This window comes from Wohlfahrtiimonas chitiniclastica (assembly GCF_002252325.1).
In the GTDB taxonomy this organism is placed as follows: domain Bacteria; phylum Pseudomonadota; class Gammaproteobacteria; order Cardiobacteriales; family Wohlfahrtiimonadaceae; genus Wohlfahrtiimonas; species Wohlfahrtiimonas chitiniclastica.
The window spans coordinates 101320-117787 of the sequence record NZ_NEFL01000003.1 but is presented as its reverse complement, the minus strand read 5'-3'; the positions used below and the strand labels follow the sequence as shown (position 1 = coordinate 117787).

Genomic DNA, 16468 nt, shown 5'->3' with positions numbered 1-16468 from the left:
CATAGGTACCATGACAATTTCAATGAGTGGCTCACTCACCGCCAAAAATGGATAATGCGTGCGCATTAGGATGATTTGCATTGTTCAATTGTATGAAGGGAATTTGGAAAACTTGCCCTAAAATCGCCCCATCTTTTAAGGATTCGGCAGGATACACACCTTGCAATTCACCTTTTGCCAAAATGATGCAATCATCCGCCGCATGCAGCGCTTGATTGAGATCATGCATCACGCACACAATTGTCATTTTGCGCGCCCGCAAGCAATCAAAATATTTCAGCAAATGTTTTTGATGATACAAATCTAGATGGTTAAAGGGCTCATCTAACAGCAACAAGCGATCCTCGCCAGCTGTTTCAAGCTCAAAGAGCGATTGCACCAACACGCGCCCAATTTGCACGCGATGCTGCTCACCGCCCGATAATGCTTGATAGGTGCGATCTAATAAATGGCTGAGCTGTAAACTCTCTGCCACTTCCGCAATGAGTGCTTTGCCTTCGGGATGCTGCTCATGGATGCCATAGGGCATTAACCCCATCGACAAAATCGCCATCACGCTGATGGCAAAAGGAATGTGCTGCAATTGTGGTAATACAGCGCGCTTTTTCGCCAAATGCTCAATGGGATAATGTTGTAAATTGCGTCCATCTAATTCAACTCGCCCGGTTGTCGGCTCAGTATCGCCCGATAACAAATGTAGGAGCGTTGTTTTCCCTGCGCCATTAGGGCCAATGAGCGCGGTTAACTGATGTTTTTGAATGCTTAGGCGCGGAATGTTCACCAAAGTGCGCACGCCGTGACGCGTTTTAATGTCATAAGTTAAATCATGAATCTCTAACATCATCTCAGCCCCGCTTGTCGATAGACTAAATAGCCCAAAAATGGTGCGCCTATGAAGGCGGTGAAGATGCCAATCGGCACCTCAGCGGGAGCCGCTAATACACGCGATAAACTATCGGCAATCAGCAGCAACAATCCACCCATTAAAAAGGAGAGCGGCAGAACAAAGCGGTGATCTGAGCCAAACAGCATGCGCACTAAATGCGGAATCACCAAGCCCACAAAGCCAATGCCGCCTGAAAATGCCACCGCACTGCCCGTTAGAATCGCAACGCCCCAGATCTGCTGTTTCTTTAAGCGCTCCACATTGATGCCCAAATGGCGCGCTTCTCGTTCACCTAGGAGCATCGCATTCATCGCGCGAATTCTCAAAAGGAAAAAAGGCACCACTATAAGCTGAATCACCAATAATACGAGCAGCTTTGAGTAATCAAATCCGCCTAAGCTGCCCAATGACCAAAAGGTCAAAGAGCGCAATTGATCATCGGTTGCCACAAAGCTCAGTAAGCCCAAGAGCGCGCCAATGAAAGCATTGATGGCGATCCCCACCAATAACATCGAACTGACGCTCACATTTTGATTGTGTCTTGAGACATAGTATAAAAAAGCTGTCACAGCCCACCCACCAATGCAGGCTGCGACAGGCAGCGTATAATCGTTTAAGTAATCTATTAGTGCAGGAAATAGCTTGCCACCCAAAACAATTGTTAACGCTACAAAAAACGCCGCACCACTTGAGACCCCAATAATGCCGGGCTCCACCAAGGGATTGCGAAATAAACCTTGCATCACAGCACCTGAGATGGCAAATGCGCCGCCAACTAAAAGTGCTGCGAGAATCCTTGGCAGACGAATCTGCCAGAAGATGTAATTGTCTAAACTGCCTGTGTTAAAAATCTCTGACCATGAGATGCTGAGCGCACCCACATAACTTGAGATCACAACCGTACAGATGATCAAGCCCACCATGATTAGCAGGCTCAACGATAATGATCGTTCCCCCACAACTACTCTTCCCCTAGGCACTCATTGACGAGCCCATTGAGGGCGAGCGCATCATCATATAAATGGATGCCATAGACAAGCATGTGGCTAATGTCAACTTCATAGACACATTTAGGCGCAACGGGCGCAGGCCAACCTAAAGCAGCGCTGTCTAAACGCACAATGGGCGGTACTTCTGTTTTGCCATCATAGCGCTTACCGATGAAGACAATGTCCGCCCCTTGCTGAATTTGTGTTTCCACATTCACCGCCTTATAAGCGCTGAATTGTTTTGCAAAGGGATTGTTCATGCCCAAGAGCTCAATTAAAGCATTCGCACTCGTATCATTGCCGGCAAAGTTTTGACTGCTGCCATTTTTGCCTTGCCCCATTTCATTCATAATAAAGAGGGCTTTTTTCTCACCGCGCGCGGCAATCGCTTTTTGCAAAGTTTGATGCTTTTCTTCTAACTCGGCATTGATCACTTCACTTTGTGAAGCGGCGTCTAATGCTTCACCGATTTGACTGACCATGGTTTTTAATTCAGCCATGTTCACCGGTTTTTTCACGGTGAGATGTTTAACGCCTGAGCCATTGACTTGATCAATGGTGGTTTGGGGTCCTGAATCCGATGACCACAACACCCATGTGGGTTTTAAAGAGAGCATCCCTTCTGTGGAAAGGGCGATGCGATAGCCCACATCTGGCAAGGCTTTTAAATCATCGTTGTAACGGCTTGTGGTGTCTGCGCCCACCAATTCTGGCGCTTTGCCTAACGCTTCCACCACTTGTGTAATGTAGGCTGATGTTGTGATGATGCGTTCATTGGCAAAACTTGAGGTGAGCATTGCCGCTGCACACGCAGCCGCAAGAGTCATTGTCTTAATCATGGGTAATCTCTGCACTTAAAAACTGATGGTGACGGATAATCCTGCATTGATGCCAGGCTCAGTCCCACGCACCACATCACGCGGTGTGGTTTGATTCATGCGATTGCCCCAGTTCCAATGCTTTTTATCCAATAAGTTATAAATCCCCGCATTGATGCGGATGTTATCATTCGGGCGATATTCGCCCACTAAATCAAGCGTTCCGTAGCCGGGCATTTTGGTGACGCCATTGTCACGCAACGCAGTTGAAATATCTTTAGCCTTTTTCGGTGCCACAAGCTTTAAATTGAGCCCCACAAATGCTCTATCACTGTAGCCATAACTCATGCCGATGATGCCTGTTAAAGGCTCGACGCTGTCAATCGGCTCTTTGGTTTGATTATCTTTGCCTTTTGCATAAGCGGCATTGAGATTTAAGCGCAACTCAGCATCATTGTTTTGTAATTCCAGCACACGAATGCTCGCTTTACCTTCTAAGCCATAAATGTGGCTTTTATCTAAATTCACGGATTGATGTAAACGCACGCCGTTTCGATGCCCCACCACTTTAAGCTCTTCAATGAAGTTGTCATATTTGGTATAAAACGCCGCAACAGATGCTGAATTGATCTCATCATTAAAGTTCCAACCGAGCTCAAAAGTTTTGCTCGTTTCGGGTTTTAAATCAGGATTCGAGATCGCCGTATAACCATGAGCAAGGTTCGAGAATCCAACATTGACCGCATTAAAACTCGGGGCTTTAAAGCCTTCTGCATAGTTTGCATAGATGGTGTGATGATCATGAGGATAATACAGCACCGCTAAACGCTTTGATAAATGCCCTTTATTTAAGCCAACAGGTGCCAATACACCCGGATTGGCCTCTAAAAATGGCCCGCCTTGCTGAACTTTTAAAGAATAATGATCATAACGCAACCCTAAAATCACCTCTAAACGATTGTCTAAAAAGCCGATGCGATCTTGTGCAAATAAACCATATTCATGAATTTTAGAATCTGGGAAGCTTTTATTCGGGAAGGTTTGCGTTTCTGTGGATGCACCTGTTTGACGATTAAAAGAGTGACCTAAACGCAAAGTCTTCACTTTCGTGTGTTTATAATTTGCGCCATAGCTCAATTCATGGGAGATTGAACCTGTTTCCAAGGCTTTATAGAACTCTGTATTAAAGCCCACTTGCTCATTTTTAAAGTGAGATTGTCTGAAGCGATCCTCGGTAAAAACGCCGCGCGCTGTATGTTCACGCGCTTCCGTCACCGATTGACGCGCTTTGGTAGATTGGTAATATCCCATCACATGCCCACGATCAAACATTGGTGTTTCTACATTAAAGTCATAACGTAAATTCACTTGCTGACGAATGTTGAGCATATTTGTATGGTGCGCAGAAAAGGTTGGCATGCCAGGAAACGCCATAGGCTTTTCACCTATTTTATTGGCGGCATCATCCCACGCGTGACTGTTAAAATACTCATAACTTAAAGCAAAGCGATGCGCATCACTTGGCTCAAACACCACTTTAGATAAAATATTTTTAACATTCGCTTCTGCAGGATTTGGATGCGTGCGACCTGCGCCCAATAAATTTTCGCTATAGGCTTTGCCTTCATAGTTGCGGCGCTCGTAATGTTTACGCAATGAGGCGCGCACAAATGCAGATAAAGTATCGGTGATTTTTGCCGCGGCCGTTGCCGTCACCAATTGATCACGATCTGCCGTGCCATAGCCAAATTTAACTTCACCACCATAGCGCTGCCCTTCACGAATAAAATCGCTCGGATCTTTCGTTTCCATAAAGATGCCGCCCGCTAAAGCACTGCTGCCATATAACATTGAAACAGGGCCTTTAATGATGTCAATGCGCTTCATGGCATCCACATCAAAATAACCTTGCCCAATGTCTGTATAACCACCGCCAAATTTAAATGCCATCGGAATCGGTGCACCATCAATGGCGATCATCACGCGATCATCACCCACGCCGCGAATGCGCACATTGTCCATGCGCCCTGTAGAGGTCATGTCCACATTCACGCCTGCTTCATAACGCAATGCATTGCTTAAATTCGTCGCACCCACGCGCTCCATTGTTTCACTGTCCACTTGAGATAAACTCGTTGCGGCTTCTTCGGCAACGCGCTCATCTTTCAGGGCAGCCACCACAACACGCGTGGTGCCCACATCTTTTGGGGTTGAGGATTCTGCGGCGGCAGTGCCGATCAATGACATTAAAACAGTGAACAAAATGGTGCGCTGATGCATGACTTTCCTTCAATGTAACTAAAAGTGAATACCAAATGATATTAATTCCTATTTGCTTATTATTAGTATTTATTAGTGATTGTCAATAATATTTTATGATTCTCTTTTAAATTATTTATTAAGCATTGTTTCAAAGGGGACAAAAATGGTCCCCAACACCGCATGAGACCGGTAATAGCAACGGATTTTGACAAGCATCAACTTTTGATGGATAAAAGGTCAAAAGTTGTAAATATTTGCCATTAATTTTGTAAACTAAGGTATACATATAGCTGATTTCGATAACAAAAAACATGAGGATAACTATGAAAAAATTACTCATCCGATTGGCGATTCTTGGTGCTGTCGGCGTCACCGCTGCGGTGGCTGGCTCTTTTATGATCATTAAAAGCCGCACCCATGACATTGACACATCCACACAAGCCACGAGCCCAGAACAACAACAAGCTTTAATCGCTCAGGGTGAATACATTGCACGGTTATCCGACTGCGCGGCGTGTCACACAGTGCCAGGTGGCACAGAATATGCCGGCGGTTTAGCGATGCAAACGCCATTTGGCGCCATCTATTCCACCAATATCACGCCAGATAAAGAGACAGGGATTGGCAATTACACATTGCAAGAGTTCGCCAATGCTGTCAAACATGGTGTGCGTAAAGATGGTGCGCCGCTCTATCCTGCGATGCCTTATGCCTCTTACACCATCATGCCCGACTCTGACATGGTGGCGATGTACGAATACTTTATGAATGCGGTGCCTGCTGTGAAGCAAGAAAATGCGCCCACAACTTTCCCTGCCATCATGAGCATGCGTTGGCCGGTGGCTTATTGGCAGATGCTTTTTGCACCCATCCGTGAATTTAAAGGCAACAGCGCATTAAGTGGCATTGAAAATCATGGGGCATACATTGTCGAAGGTCCGGGGCACTGCGGCGCTTGTCATACGCCACGCGGCATTGCGTACCAAGAAAAAGCCCTCACGAATGATTCAAGTGATCTCTTCTTATCCGGTGCACTCATTGATGGTTGGCGTGCAAAAAGTTTACGCGGTGAAGGTCAAGGCTTAAAAATTTGGTCTGAAGATGAAATCGTGGAATTCTTAAAAACAGGGCGCACAGATAAAGTGGCTGCCTTTGGTGCAATGGGCGATGTGGTTGAACACAGCTCGCAATATTGGACAGAACAAGATTTAAATGCTGTGGCCAGCTACTTGAAAACATTGTCCCCAGCGCCGGGTAAATCCTTAGAGTTAAAAACTCAACCCGATACCACCACTGACCTTCTCTTAACCGATACATTCAGAGCGCCGGGCGCCGTATTGTATATGGAACATTGTACAATTTGTCACCGCGTTGATGGTGAAGGTGTGCCACGCATTTTCCCTGCGTTGAACCAAAACACTGCCATCACGGCACAAAATGCACAATCGGTCATTCAAATCACCTTAGAAGGCGGCGTGATGCCAGCAACACCGGCAGATCGCATGGCATTTGGCATGCCCTCATTTGCACACTTAAGCGATGAAGAAGTGGCAACTGTCATCAACTTCATCCGCAACTCATGGAACAACGTATCCCCTGAAGTGAGCCCACAAGATGTGGCTGAGATTCGTCATTTCCTTGCCAATAAAGCCCCAAACATTTCCTCAGTGAAGGAGGATAAATAATGAAAAAACAACTCATTTTATCACTCAGCACCCTTGCCCTCTTCGTTGCGACTGCTTCAGCATCTGCGTATACACTAACGCCCGCTGATCCACAAAAATATCCAATGGTGAATGCAGAAGGTCAACCTTTACCCGATTATGTGGTGCCATCCGATTTAGACATTGAAAAAGAGCCAAATGCTGATCAAATCTTTTATGGTAAAGAGCTCTTAAACGCAACAAAACGCTTATTGCCTGACAATGTTGGCGCCATGATGAACTGTAACAGCTGCCACATTGATGAAGGTAAAGCAGAATATGGCGCGCCTTACTTAACTACGGTGCATCAGTATCCTAAAGTGATGCCACGTGCAGGTAAATTGGTCACCATCGAAGGGCGCATCAATGGTTGTTTCCAGCGCTCTATGAATGGTAAACCGCTAGATCCTGAATCGAAAGAGATGAAAGCCATGGTGGCTTACATGACATGGCTCAGCGCTTCTCAACCAGAAGGTGCAAAAGTTGAGATCATGAATGCAGGGCCGATTGATGAATCTTTAGTGCCTGATCCTGTCAATGGCGCACGCATCTATGCTGAACATTGTGCTTCTTGTCATGGCAATGATGGCGAAGGCTTAAAAGATAAACGCGGCAACATCATTTTCCCACCACTTTGGGGCGATGAATCCTTCAACATCGGCGCAGGGATGGCGCGCACTTATAAAGCCGCCGCTTTTGTGAAATACAATATGCCAATGGGCGTGAGCACGCACGGCGATTGGGGACAAGGCAATGGCGGTACATTGACCGACCAAGAAGCTGTGGATGTGGCTGAATTCTTCACCCATCAACCGCGCCCTGACTTTGCAGGCAAGGTCAATGACTGGCCAAATGGTAAAAAACCCAAAGATGCCCGTTATTAATCTTTAATTTAATCGCTAAGCCATTCTCTGAATGGCTTTATTTTTTGGAGATCATCTATAATACTAGGGACAACTCACCAAGACGGGTCACATCCATGAAAAAATTACTTTTACCGATTGTTTGCGCAGTGCTCCTCGCGGGCTGCCAATCCATTCCCAGCCACGAACTAACCGATGAAACCGCAGATCGCCTCTATCATAAAGGGATGCAAGCGCTTTCTCCCATCAATCGTGATGTGAATCCAAAACGCGCTAAAGCCTATTTTGAAGCCGCCAGCGAGAAAGGTTCAGCTGAGGCAAATAATGCCCTTGGGGTGATGTATGATCAAGGCATTGCCGTCAAACAGAATAAAGTGCGTGCGTTAAATTATTACAAAGCCGCAGCGGACATGGGCTTAGCAGCTGCGCAATACAATCTTGCGGTGCATTATTATGAAAATGATCCAAAAAATCCTGCGCTAATGTATTACCTCAATGAAGCATTGAAACAAAATAACAGCAGCGCACAACTCTTTTTAGGTCAAATTCAGCTCGAACAAGGGGATGTGAAAAAAGCGTATCGTAACCTTTCTAAAGCTGCGGCCCAAGAACAACCGGATGCTTTAATGCTGATCGCGATGATGAACAAAGAAGGCAAAGGCACGCCTAAAGATTCAGCAGCGGCACGCCATCATTTAATGCAAGCGACAGAGCTCGGTCAGCCGGATGCTGCCTTCATTTTAGGCTCCATGTATTTATATGGTGATGGCGCACCCAAAAATCCCGCTAAAGCATTGAAGTATTTTGAGAAAGCCGCTGAGCTTGGGCATACGAAGGCGCTAGTAAACTTAGCGATCATGCATGTGAAGGGCGAAGGCACTGAAATTGACCTCGAAAAAGCCGCAAAATTGTTCAAAATTGCAGCAGATCGCGGGGATGAGCAAGCTAAACTTGTGATGCTCTCTTTACAAAATAAAAAATAAATCATTGATATTTATTATTTTTATGGATATTACTCTAAAATGATTGCCGTCATGATTACCCATTAATTGACTACATTTTAAATACAAAATTATGGTCAAGTTTTTAAGTAAAGGCGGCAATTTTATTTAATTTCAAATGTTTAATAAATTTAACAGACCAATTATGTGTGATTTGACCTCAGAAAATGTTTAAAAAAATACATTTATTAACATTTCTCACAATAAAAAATTGACATTTATGCATATCCTGATAATATATCACTCGACATCTAGAAATTCTGGATGTTCTCCTCCATATCCTCCTTTGGTGGTTATTTTGCCGAAATTCAGTTTTCGGCTTTTTTTTGCCCAAAATTTACCCACCATGCGCCACATTAATTTGAGAATGAGAGTTGTTTCTCATTGATGTCATTAAGAATGGGCAAGCGATTTGGCGGAATCAAACATAAAATGCGAGTAATCATCATTACTAGACGATAATCATACGCAAATAAGTAATAATATTATCAATCACTTATACAAAAAGTACGCTATCAATTTTCTTGCAATCATGTATAATTATTGTGTGAATTAAATAAAACCTAAGGAGAATACTCATGAAAGGAAGCCAAAAAGTCATTGATTACTTAAACGTATTATTAGCCGGTGAATTGGCCGCGCGTGATCAATACTTTATTCACTCATCGATGTATGAAGAATGGGGTTATAAAAAATTGTATGAGCGCATTCATCACGAAATGCAAGATGAAACCGAACATGCGCAATTGATCATTGCACGTTTATTGTTGTTAGAAGCCACGCCAAACATGGTGCCTGAAAAAATCAACATTGGTTCCACCGTTGAAACCATGTTACAAAGCGATTTAGATCTTGAACTCAGCGTGCGTGACGCCCTCAAAAAAGGCATCAAATTGTGCGAAGAAGAGCAAGATTACGTAACGCGTGACATGCTTGTGGTGCAATTGAAAGACACCGAAGAAGATCATGCTCATTGGCTTGAAAAACAACTTCGCCTCATTAAAACGATCTCTTTACCGAACTATCTTCAAGATCAATTGAACGGTTAAGGAGGCGCTATGAAAGTTGACCGCGTGGTGATTCAACACTTAAACAAAGTGCTTGGCCAATACTTAATTTCCATCAACCAATACTTTTTGCATGGTCGCATTTTAAAGAATTGGGGCTTTGAGTCATTGGGCAAAACCATCTATAAAAAATCCATCGAAGACATGAAAGAGTCGGATGATTTGATCGAGCGCATTTTGCTCCTTGAAGGTTTACCAAATCTTCAAGATCTTGGCAAAATCCTCATCGGCGAAGATGTGCCAGAAGTATTAAACAGCGATTTAGCCTGTGAATACAATAAGCGCACAGTGCTTGTCGATGCCATCAAATTGTGTGAAGAGAAAGAAGATTATGTCTCTCGTGATTTGTTAGAGCATTTGCTTGAAGAGAGCGAAGAGTACATCGATTACCTTGAAACACAACAAGAGCTCCTCGCTGAATTAGGCTCAGAAAAATATCATCAATCCATCATTTAATGATGAGCATAAAAGCGCCGCACTGCGGCGTTTTTTTTCGCTATACAAATGCGTAACTTTAACCTATAAATGGTCTATTTAATTAGGATCATTCTGATGACAACGCGATGCGGCTGGTGCGGAAAAACACAATTATATCAAGACTATCATGACCATGAATGGGGCGAGCCGCTCTATGATGAACATGCCCTCTTTGAGCTCTTTATTTTAGAGACATTGCAAGCCGGCTTATCTTGGATCACTGTGCTCAATAAACGTGAAGCTTATCGCATGGCGCTCGATCAATTTGATGCAAAAACCATCGCCGCATATGATGACGCAAAATATGAATCGCTCATGCAAAATCCTGAGTTGATTAAAAATAAACTCAAAATGCGTGCCATCATTCACAATGCGCAATGTTATCTAAACTTAGTTGAACAACATGGCAGCTTTAGCGATTGGCTTTGGCGATATGTGGATCATCAACCGCAGCTTAATGGCTATGCAATGCTGACAGATGTACCAGTGAGTACGCCATTATCTGATCAAATCAGCCGTGATCTTAAAAAAATGGGCTTTAAATTTGTGGGCAGTGTGACGATTTATGCTTTCATGCAAGCGATGGGCATGGTCAATGATCACGTCAGTGAGTGCTTTAAATATCAAGCGCCGCGCCACACACAATGATCAACAATTGAGCTACAATAATGGCATCCATCACATCATTTTGAGGATTGATCCATGAAAAAACTTGCTCTCGCCCTTTTATGCCTAACGCCAATGAGCGCGATGGCGCAAGAACAATACAGCCTTGGCTTAGGTGTGGGCTATCAACAAAAACCGTATGTGGGTGACAATTCAAGCTGGGTACCTGTGCCCCACTTTGAATATCAAAATGGCCGCTTTTTCATCAAAGGATTAAAGGCAGGTTTATTCATTGTGGATACGCCCACAACGAAAGTGGACACCCATTTACGTTATCAATCCCTAAACTTTAAGCCAAAAGATTCAGAAGGTGCATTGCGTGATCTCAATCGCCGTAAATCCACCATTGAGCTCGGTGTGGGCGCAATGCACATTTTCCCTAGCCAATTTTTCGTGAGTGCAGACATTGATGCAGATATTTTAGGGCGCAGCAAAGGCGTCAATATTGATGCAGGCGGTGGGATCATCCATAATTTTAATGATCACTTTAAAGTGATTCCGAAAGTGGGTGGCATTTGGTCAAGTAAAAAGCACAATGATTATTATTATGGCGTCTCCCGTGAAGAATCCGCGCGTTCGGGCGTCACTGAATACAATCCTGACAGCAGCTTTACACCTTATGTGGGTGTTGGCACGGTGATTGATGCGACAGACAATCTCCATCTTTTTGGTGGCGTGCAGGTGAAATTCTTACCCAGTGAAGTCAAAAATAGCCCCATGACCAATCGCTCTGCCCTCTCTAGCTTCGCCCTTGGCATTAACTATAACTTTTAATTGTTGATCATGAATGAAAATCAAAACAACACACACAATCGCAGCGGTTTACACTACTTTACGGAAGGTTGGCGCTTAATGCTCCATCCTGGATTAAAGCGCTATGTCTTTTTGCCCATTTTGGTGAATATCCTCATCATTGGTGGCGCATTCTATGGCATCTATACGCAATTGAGCAGCTGGATGAACGGGATCATGAGTTATGTCCCAAGTTGGCTACAATGGCTGAGCTACCTCATTTGGCCGATTGCTCTATTGTCGATTGTGGTGTTTTTTGGTTACTTCTTTAGCACCCTTGCGAACATCATTGCAGCCCCCTTTAACTCAATGCTTGCGGCGAAAGTTGAGATCATGCTCACAGGACATACGCCAAGCGATGATTCATGGATGAGTTTAGCCAAAGATGTCGGGCGATCCCTTCAACGCGAGATGCAAAACTTGGCTTATTATCTGCCGCGCCTGATTGGCATTTTATTGCTCTTTTTAGTGCCTGTGATTGGCACCTTCATCGCGCCGATTGTGCTGTTTGCCTTTAACGCATGGATGATGGCGATTCAATATAATGATTACAGCTTTGACAACAACAAAGTGAGTTTTCCCACCATGCGCGCCCGCTTAATGCAGGATCGCACGGATAATTTCATCTTTGGCGCGTTGGTGAATTTAGTGACCATGATTCCCATCATCAATCTCTTCATCATGCCGGCTGCGGTTTGTGGTGGCACCTTACAATGGGTTGAAAAATATCGCCGCGATTTCGTCAAATAAATTTGGTTTTACGTAGCCTTTGTGGAACAATAGAGCCATTAAATTTATTCAAGGTTTACATTATGATTGACAATGACGGCTACCGCGCGAACGTTGGCATCATCTTGTGTAATCGGGACAAAAAACTTTTTTGGGGTCATAGAATAGGGCATTTAGATTCATGGCAATTTCCTCAAGGTGGGATCGATGATAACGAAACTCCCGAAGAGGCAATGTATCGAGAATTGAAGGAAGAGGTAGGTCTCTCTTCTGATGATGTAAAAATTTTAGGAAAAACTAAAAGCTGGTTAAGGTACCGTTTACCACAACGACTGATTCGCAAAAATAACTCTCCGCGCTGTATTGGACAAAAACAGATCTGGTTTCTGTTAGAACTGACGGCGGATGAAGATGCCATTGATTTGGCATTTTTTGACACGCCAGAGTTTGACCATTGGAAATGGGTGGAATATTGGCACCCCATCAATGAAGTCATTTATTTTAAGCGTAAAGTTTACAATCGTGCCCTCGTTGAGTTAGCGCCCGCGCTCTTTAAAGGCATGCCGATTCCTGAAAAGCCTCTGTATGAGAAGCGTTCAGAGTTTCGACCGAAGCAACGCGTTCGCCGCTCTCTCTTTCGCATGAGAAGCAGAAGCTAATTTGATCACTAAACCTATGCAATGCATGGGTTTTTTTATATGCCCTTGCCTGCAATATTGCTACACTGTATCCATTCAGCTTCAACCATAAAATATAAGGAGTGACCATGACTCATCGCGCCATTGTGATTGATAAAAACCCTGATTATACCGCCACACTCATGACATTAGAGGATGATGCCTTGCCAGAAGGCGATGTGGCAGTGGATGTATTGGCATCGACCCTCAATTATAAAGATGCCCTAGCCATCACCAATCGTAGCCCGGTGGTGCGTACATTTCCTTTAGCACCTGGCATTGATTTAGTGGGTAAAGTGACAACCAGCCACTCAAGCCGTTTTCAATCAGGTGATTTAGTCTTGCTCAATGGCTTTGGCGTGGGCGAATTGTATTCAGGCGGATTTTCAGAAAAAGCCGTTTTAAAGTCTGAATGGCTCATTCCCTTACCGGCTAAATTCAGTGCCATTGATGCCATGACGATTGGCACCGCAGGCTATACCGCCATGCTCTCCATCATTGCACTTGAACAACATGGCATTAAACCTGAATCTGGGAAAATTTTGGTGACCGGCGCAACCGGTGGCGTTGGCAGCTTTGCCGTCTATTTATTGGCAAAATTGGGTTATCACGTCATTGCAGTGACGGGTAAAGAGCGTGCGCATGATTATTTATATGCCCTTGGCGCAAAAGAAATGATTGCACGTTCAGAGCTCAGTGAGCCCGGTAAACCCCTTCAAAAAATGCGTTGGATGGGTGCTGTTGATACTGTGGGCAGCCATACATTGGTCAATGTGCTTGCCGGTACAGAATATGGCGGCTGCGTTGCCGCGTGCGGCTTAGCCCAAGGCTATGATCTCCCTGGAACAGTGATGCCTTTTATTCTTCGCAATGTCACCCTTCGCGGCATTGACAGCGTCATGCGTCCATTGCCCGATCGCATTGAAGCCTGGGATCACTTAGCGACATTGATTCAGCCCGGTGCCCTTGAGCACATTCGCACCCTCATCAGTCTTGATGACGTCATAGATGCTGCGCATGAACTCATCGATGGGAAAATCACAGGCCGCCTTGTGGTGGATTTATCCCGCTAATAAAAAAGCCCTGATCAATACTCAGGGCTTTTTGACATCGTTTGATCAAGCTTACAAGGTGCAGGCGCCGCCTGCGCAGCCTTTATCTTCCACTTCTTCATATGCATGTTTTTTTGTGCTTTCGATCGTGATGCGATCATTGGCACAAAAAATGCAATCATCTCCTGATTGCGCATTAAAGTAAGCTTCCATCAACTCTTTCTCACACGTATGACATTTTTTCATCGCTTGCCTCGATCACTCAAATGATTAGAAAAAATAGATTATACGCGCTCTAAAATTTTCAGCACGCAATAAAAAAGCCGAAATCACTTCGGCTTTTTTAACTCATTCAATTGAATGGATTATTCAGCAGCTGCATCTACGTCTTTCATGGTTAAGCGAATGCGGCCTTGTTTATCAATTTCCAAGACCTTAACGCGAACCACTTGACCAACTTGAACGTAATCAGAAACGTTTTGAATGCGCTCTTCAGAAGGGATTTGTGACACGTGAACCATACCATCGCGGCCTGGCATCAAGTTGACAAATGCACCAAAGTCCATGATGCGCACAACAGGTGCTTCATACACTGTACCGACTTCGATGTCAGCGGTAATTTCTTCAATGCGTTTTCTTGCTTCTGCTGCTTGATCCGCATTTGATGCTGCAATTTTGATGGTACCATCATCTTCGATTTCAATCACAGCGCCTGTTTCTTCAGTGATGCCACGAATCGTTACGCCACCTTTACCAATGACATCACGGATTTTATCTGGGTTGATGCGGAACACTGTGAAGCGTGGCGCAAATTCAGAGATTTCAGGACGCGCAGTGTTCAACGTTGCACTCATTTCATCAATGATGTGTAAACGCGCAACTTTGGCTTGTGCCAATGCTTGTTCCATGATTTCTTTCGTAATACCTGTGATTTTGATGTCCATTTGAAGGGCAGAAATACCATCCGTTGTACCTGCCACTTTAAAGTCCATGTCACCTAAGTGATCTTCATCACCTAAGATGTCTGTTAAGACAGCAAAGCGTTCACCTTCTTTGATCAAACCCATTGCAATACCTGCCACTGGCGCTTTTAAAGGAACACCGGCATCCATCAAGGATAAAGATGCACCGCACACAGAAGCCATAGAGCTTGAACCGTTTGATTCAGTGATTTCTGACACAACACGCACTGTGTATGGATATTCATCCATGCTTGGCAATACCGCTTGTACGCCACGTTTTGCTAAACGACCATGACCAATTTCACGACGCTTAGGTGAACCAACCATACCCGTTTCGCCCACAGAATATGGAGGGAAGTTGTAATGGAACAAGAATTTATCTTTGTATTCGCCATCTAATGCATCGATGATTTGCGCATCGCGGTCTGTGCCTAATGTGGTCACAACCAATGCTTGTGTTTCACCACGTGTGAACAATGCAGAACCATGTGTGCGTGGTAAAACGCCAACGCGTGAATTGATTGGGCGAACCGTTGTAGTATCACGGCCATCAATGCGTGGTTTACCATCTAAGATGTGGTCACGCACTAAACGATAGCTCATTTCATCAATCACAGCATTGATGGCATCTTTTGTGTAGCCATTGTCTTCTGTGATCAAAGTTTCAACAGCTTCTGCTTTCAATGCATCGATTGCAGCATAGCGATCTGCTTTCACAGAGATGCTGTAAGCTGCTTCTAATTTATCAGCTGCAAATGCTTTCACTGCTGCTTCTAATTCAGCGTCTTTTTCAACCGTTTGATATTCAAATGTTGTCACGCCCACTTCTGCACACAATGCGTTGATGTTTTCAATCACCACTTGCATTGCATCGTGACCGAACATTACAGCGCCAAGCATCACATCTTCGCTCAACAATTCTGCTTCTGATTCAACCATCAATACAGCATCTTTCGTACCTGCAACCACTAAATCTAATTTAGATGTTGCCAATTGTTCTTTCGATGGGTTTAAGAGGTATTCGCCATTTTCATAGCCAACACGTGCAGCACCTAATGGACCTGCAAATGGTAAACCTGCCAAAGAAACCGCAGCAGAAGCACCGATCATCGCAGGGATGTCAGGATTCACTTCAGGGTTGATGGAAACAACCGTTGCGATCACTTGTGTTTCGTTCGTAAAACCTTCAGCAAATAAAGGACGAAGTGGACGGTCGATCAAACGTGCGATCAATGTTTCACCTTCGGAAGGACGACCTTCGCGGCGGAAGAAGCCGCCCGGGATTTTACCCGCGGCATACGTACGTTCTTGGTAGTTCACAGTGAGTGGGAAAAAGTCACGCGATGGATCAAACTTAGTGGATGCCACACATGTGACAAACACAACCGTGCCCTCAACATCGACTTTAACCGCCGCATTTGCTTGACGAGCCATTTCGCCAACTTCTAATACAACCTTTTGGTTGCCATACATAAATTCTTTTTGAATTGCTTTTAATTCCATAATTACCTCAAAATTAAACAT

The 16468-nt window shown here is 44.5% G+C and carries 16 protein-coding genes; 10 read left to right on the top strand and 6 right to left on the bottom strand.

Going from position 1 to position 16468, the window contains the following annotated elements; genetic code table 11:
• Window positions 1-31: 31 nt before the first annotated feature.
• From B9T10_RS08175 to B9T10_RS08160, 4 genes are read right to left on the bottom strand one after another with little or no spacing between them, the layout of a single operon-like run.
• Window positions 32-844 carry an ATP-binding cassette domain-containing protein gene (locus B9T10_RS08175; protein ID WP_008315590.1) on the bottom strand — a complete coding sequence of 271 codons (813 nt, stop codon included), beginning with the start codon at window positions 842-844 and terminating at the stop codon, window positions 32-34.
• A complete protein-coding gene (locus B9T10_RS08170; protein WP_246782182.1) occupies window positions 841-1845 on the bottom strand; it encodes a FecCD family ABC transporter permease in 1005 nt (334 codons plus the stop codon). Before B9T10_RS08170 ends, B9T10_RS08175 begins: the two co-directional genes overlap by 4 nt.
• A gap of 2 nt (window positions 1846-1847) precedes the next feature.
• Window positions 1848-2714, bottom strand: a complete 867-nt coding sequence (locus B9T10_RS08165) for a heme/hemin ABC transporter substrate-binding protein (RefSeq protein WP_246782181.1) — start codon at window positions 2712-2714, stop codon at window positions 1848-1850.
• Between the two features lie 15 nt (window positions 2715-2729).
• Complete coding sequence (locus B9T10_RS08160) at window positions 2730-4973, bottom strand: TonB-dependent hemoglobin/transferrin/lactoferrin family receptor (protein WP_094538248.1); 2244 nt, start codon at window positions 4971-4973, stop codon at window positions 2730-2732.
• A gap of 305 nt (window positions 4974-5278) precedes the next feature.
• Here B9T10_RS08160 and B9T10_RS08155 point away from each other — a divergent pair, with 305 nt between their 5' ends.
• From B9T10_RS08155 to acuI, 10 genes are all read left to right on the top strand, one after another.
• Entirely contained in the window at window positions 5279-6640 is a 1362-nt protein-coding gene (locus tag B9T10_RS08155; protein WP_094538247.1) for a c-type cytochrome, read from the top strand.
• Window positions 6640-7542, top strand: a complete 903-nt coding sequence (locus tag B9T10_RS08150; RefSeq protein ID WP_008315596.1) for a c-type cytochrome — start codon at window positions 6640-6642, stop codon at window positions 7540-7542. Before B9T10_RS08155 ends, B9T10_RS08150 begins: the two co-directional genes overlap by 1 nt.
• Before the next feature lie 95 nt (window positions 7543-7637).
• Window positions 7638-8504, top strand: a complete 867-nt coding sequence (locus B9T10_RS08145) for a tetratricopeptide repeat protein (protein ID WP_008315597.1) — start codon at window positions 7638-7640, stop codon at window positions 8502-8504.
• 596 nt (window positions 8505-9100) lie between these two features.
• Window positions 9101-9571, top strand: coding sequence for a bacterioferritin (gene bfr, locus B9T10_RS08140; protein WP_008315599.1), 471 nt, complete (start codon window positions 9101-9103; stop codon window positions 9569-9571).
• A 9-nt stretch (window positions 9572-9580) separates the two neighbouring features.
• Window positions 9581-10045 (top strand): bacterioferritin, encoded by a 465-nt coding sequence (gene bfr / locus B9T10_RS08135; protein ID WP_008315601.1) that lies wholly within the window; start codon window positions 9581-9583, stop codon window positions 10043-10045.
• Between the two features lie 96 nt (window positions 10046-10141).
• Window positions 10142-10714, top strand: a complete 573-nt coding sequence (locus B9T10_RS08130; protein ID WP_179220640.1) for a DNA-3-methyladenine glycosylase I — start codon at window positions 10142-10144, stop codon at window positions 10712-10714.
• Window positions 10715-10768: 54 nt separating this feature from the next.
• Entirely contained in the window at window positions 10769-11506 is a 738-nt protein-coding gene (locus B9T10_RS08125) for a MipA/OmpV family protein (protein ID WP_063455339.1), read from the top strand.
• Window positions 11507-11515: 9 nt separating this feature from the next.
• Window positions 11516-12274 (top strand): sulfate transporter CysZ, encoded by a 759-nt coding sequence (gene cysZ, locus B9T10_RS08120; RefSeq protein WP_094538246.1) that lies wholly within the window; start codon window positions 11516-11518, stop codon window positions 12272-12274.
• 62 nt (window positions 12275-12336) lie between these two features.
• Window positions 12337-12912, top strand: a complete 576-nt coding sequence (locus B9T10_RS08115) for an RNA pyrophosphohydrolase (RefSeq protein ID WP_018122837.1) — start codon at window positions 12337-12339, stop codon at window positions 12910-12912.
• Window positions 12913-13019: 107 nt separating this feature from the next.
• On the top strand, window positions 13020-14003 hold the full coding sequence (gene acuI, locus B9T10_RS08110) for an acrylyl-CoA reductase (NADPH) (RefSeq protein WP_094538245.1): 984 nt from the start codon (window positions 13020-13022) through the stop codon (window positions 14001-14003).
• 51 nt (window positions 14004-14054) lie between these two features.
• Here the strand turns inward: acuI and B9T10_RS10210 are convergent, their stop codons facing one another.
• Window positions 14055-14228, bottom strand: a complete 174-nt coding sequence (locus B9T10_RS10210; RefSeq protein WP_018122839.1) for a hypothetical protein — start codon at window positions 14226-14228, stop codon at window positions 14055-14057.
• Window positions 14229-14347: 119 nt separating this feature from the next.
• A complete protein-coding gene (gene pnp, locus B9T10_RS08105; protein ID WP_008315609.1) occupies window positions 14348-16447 on the bottom strand; it encodes a polyribonucleotide nucleotidyltransferase in 2100 nt (699 codons plus the stop codon).
• Between the last annotated feature and the right edge of the window lie 21 nt (window positions 16448-16468).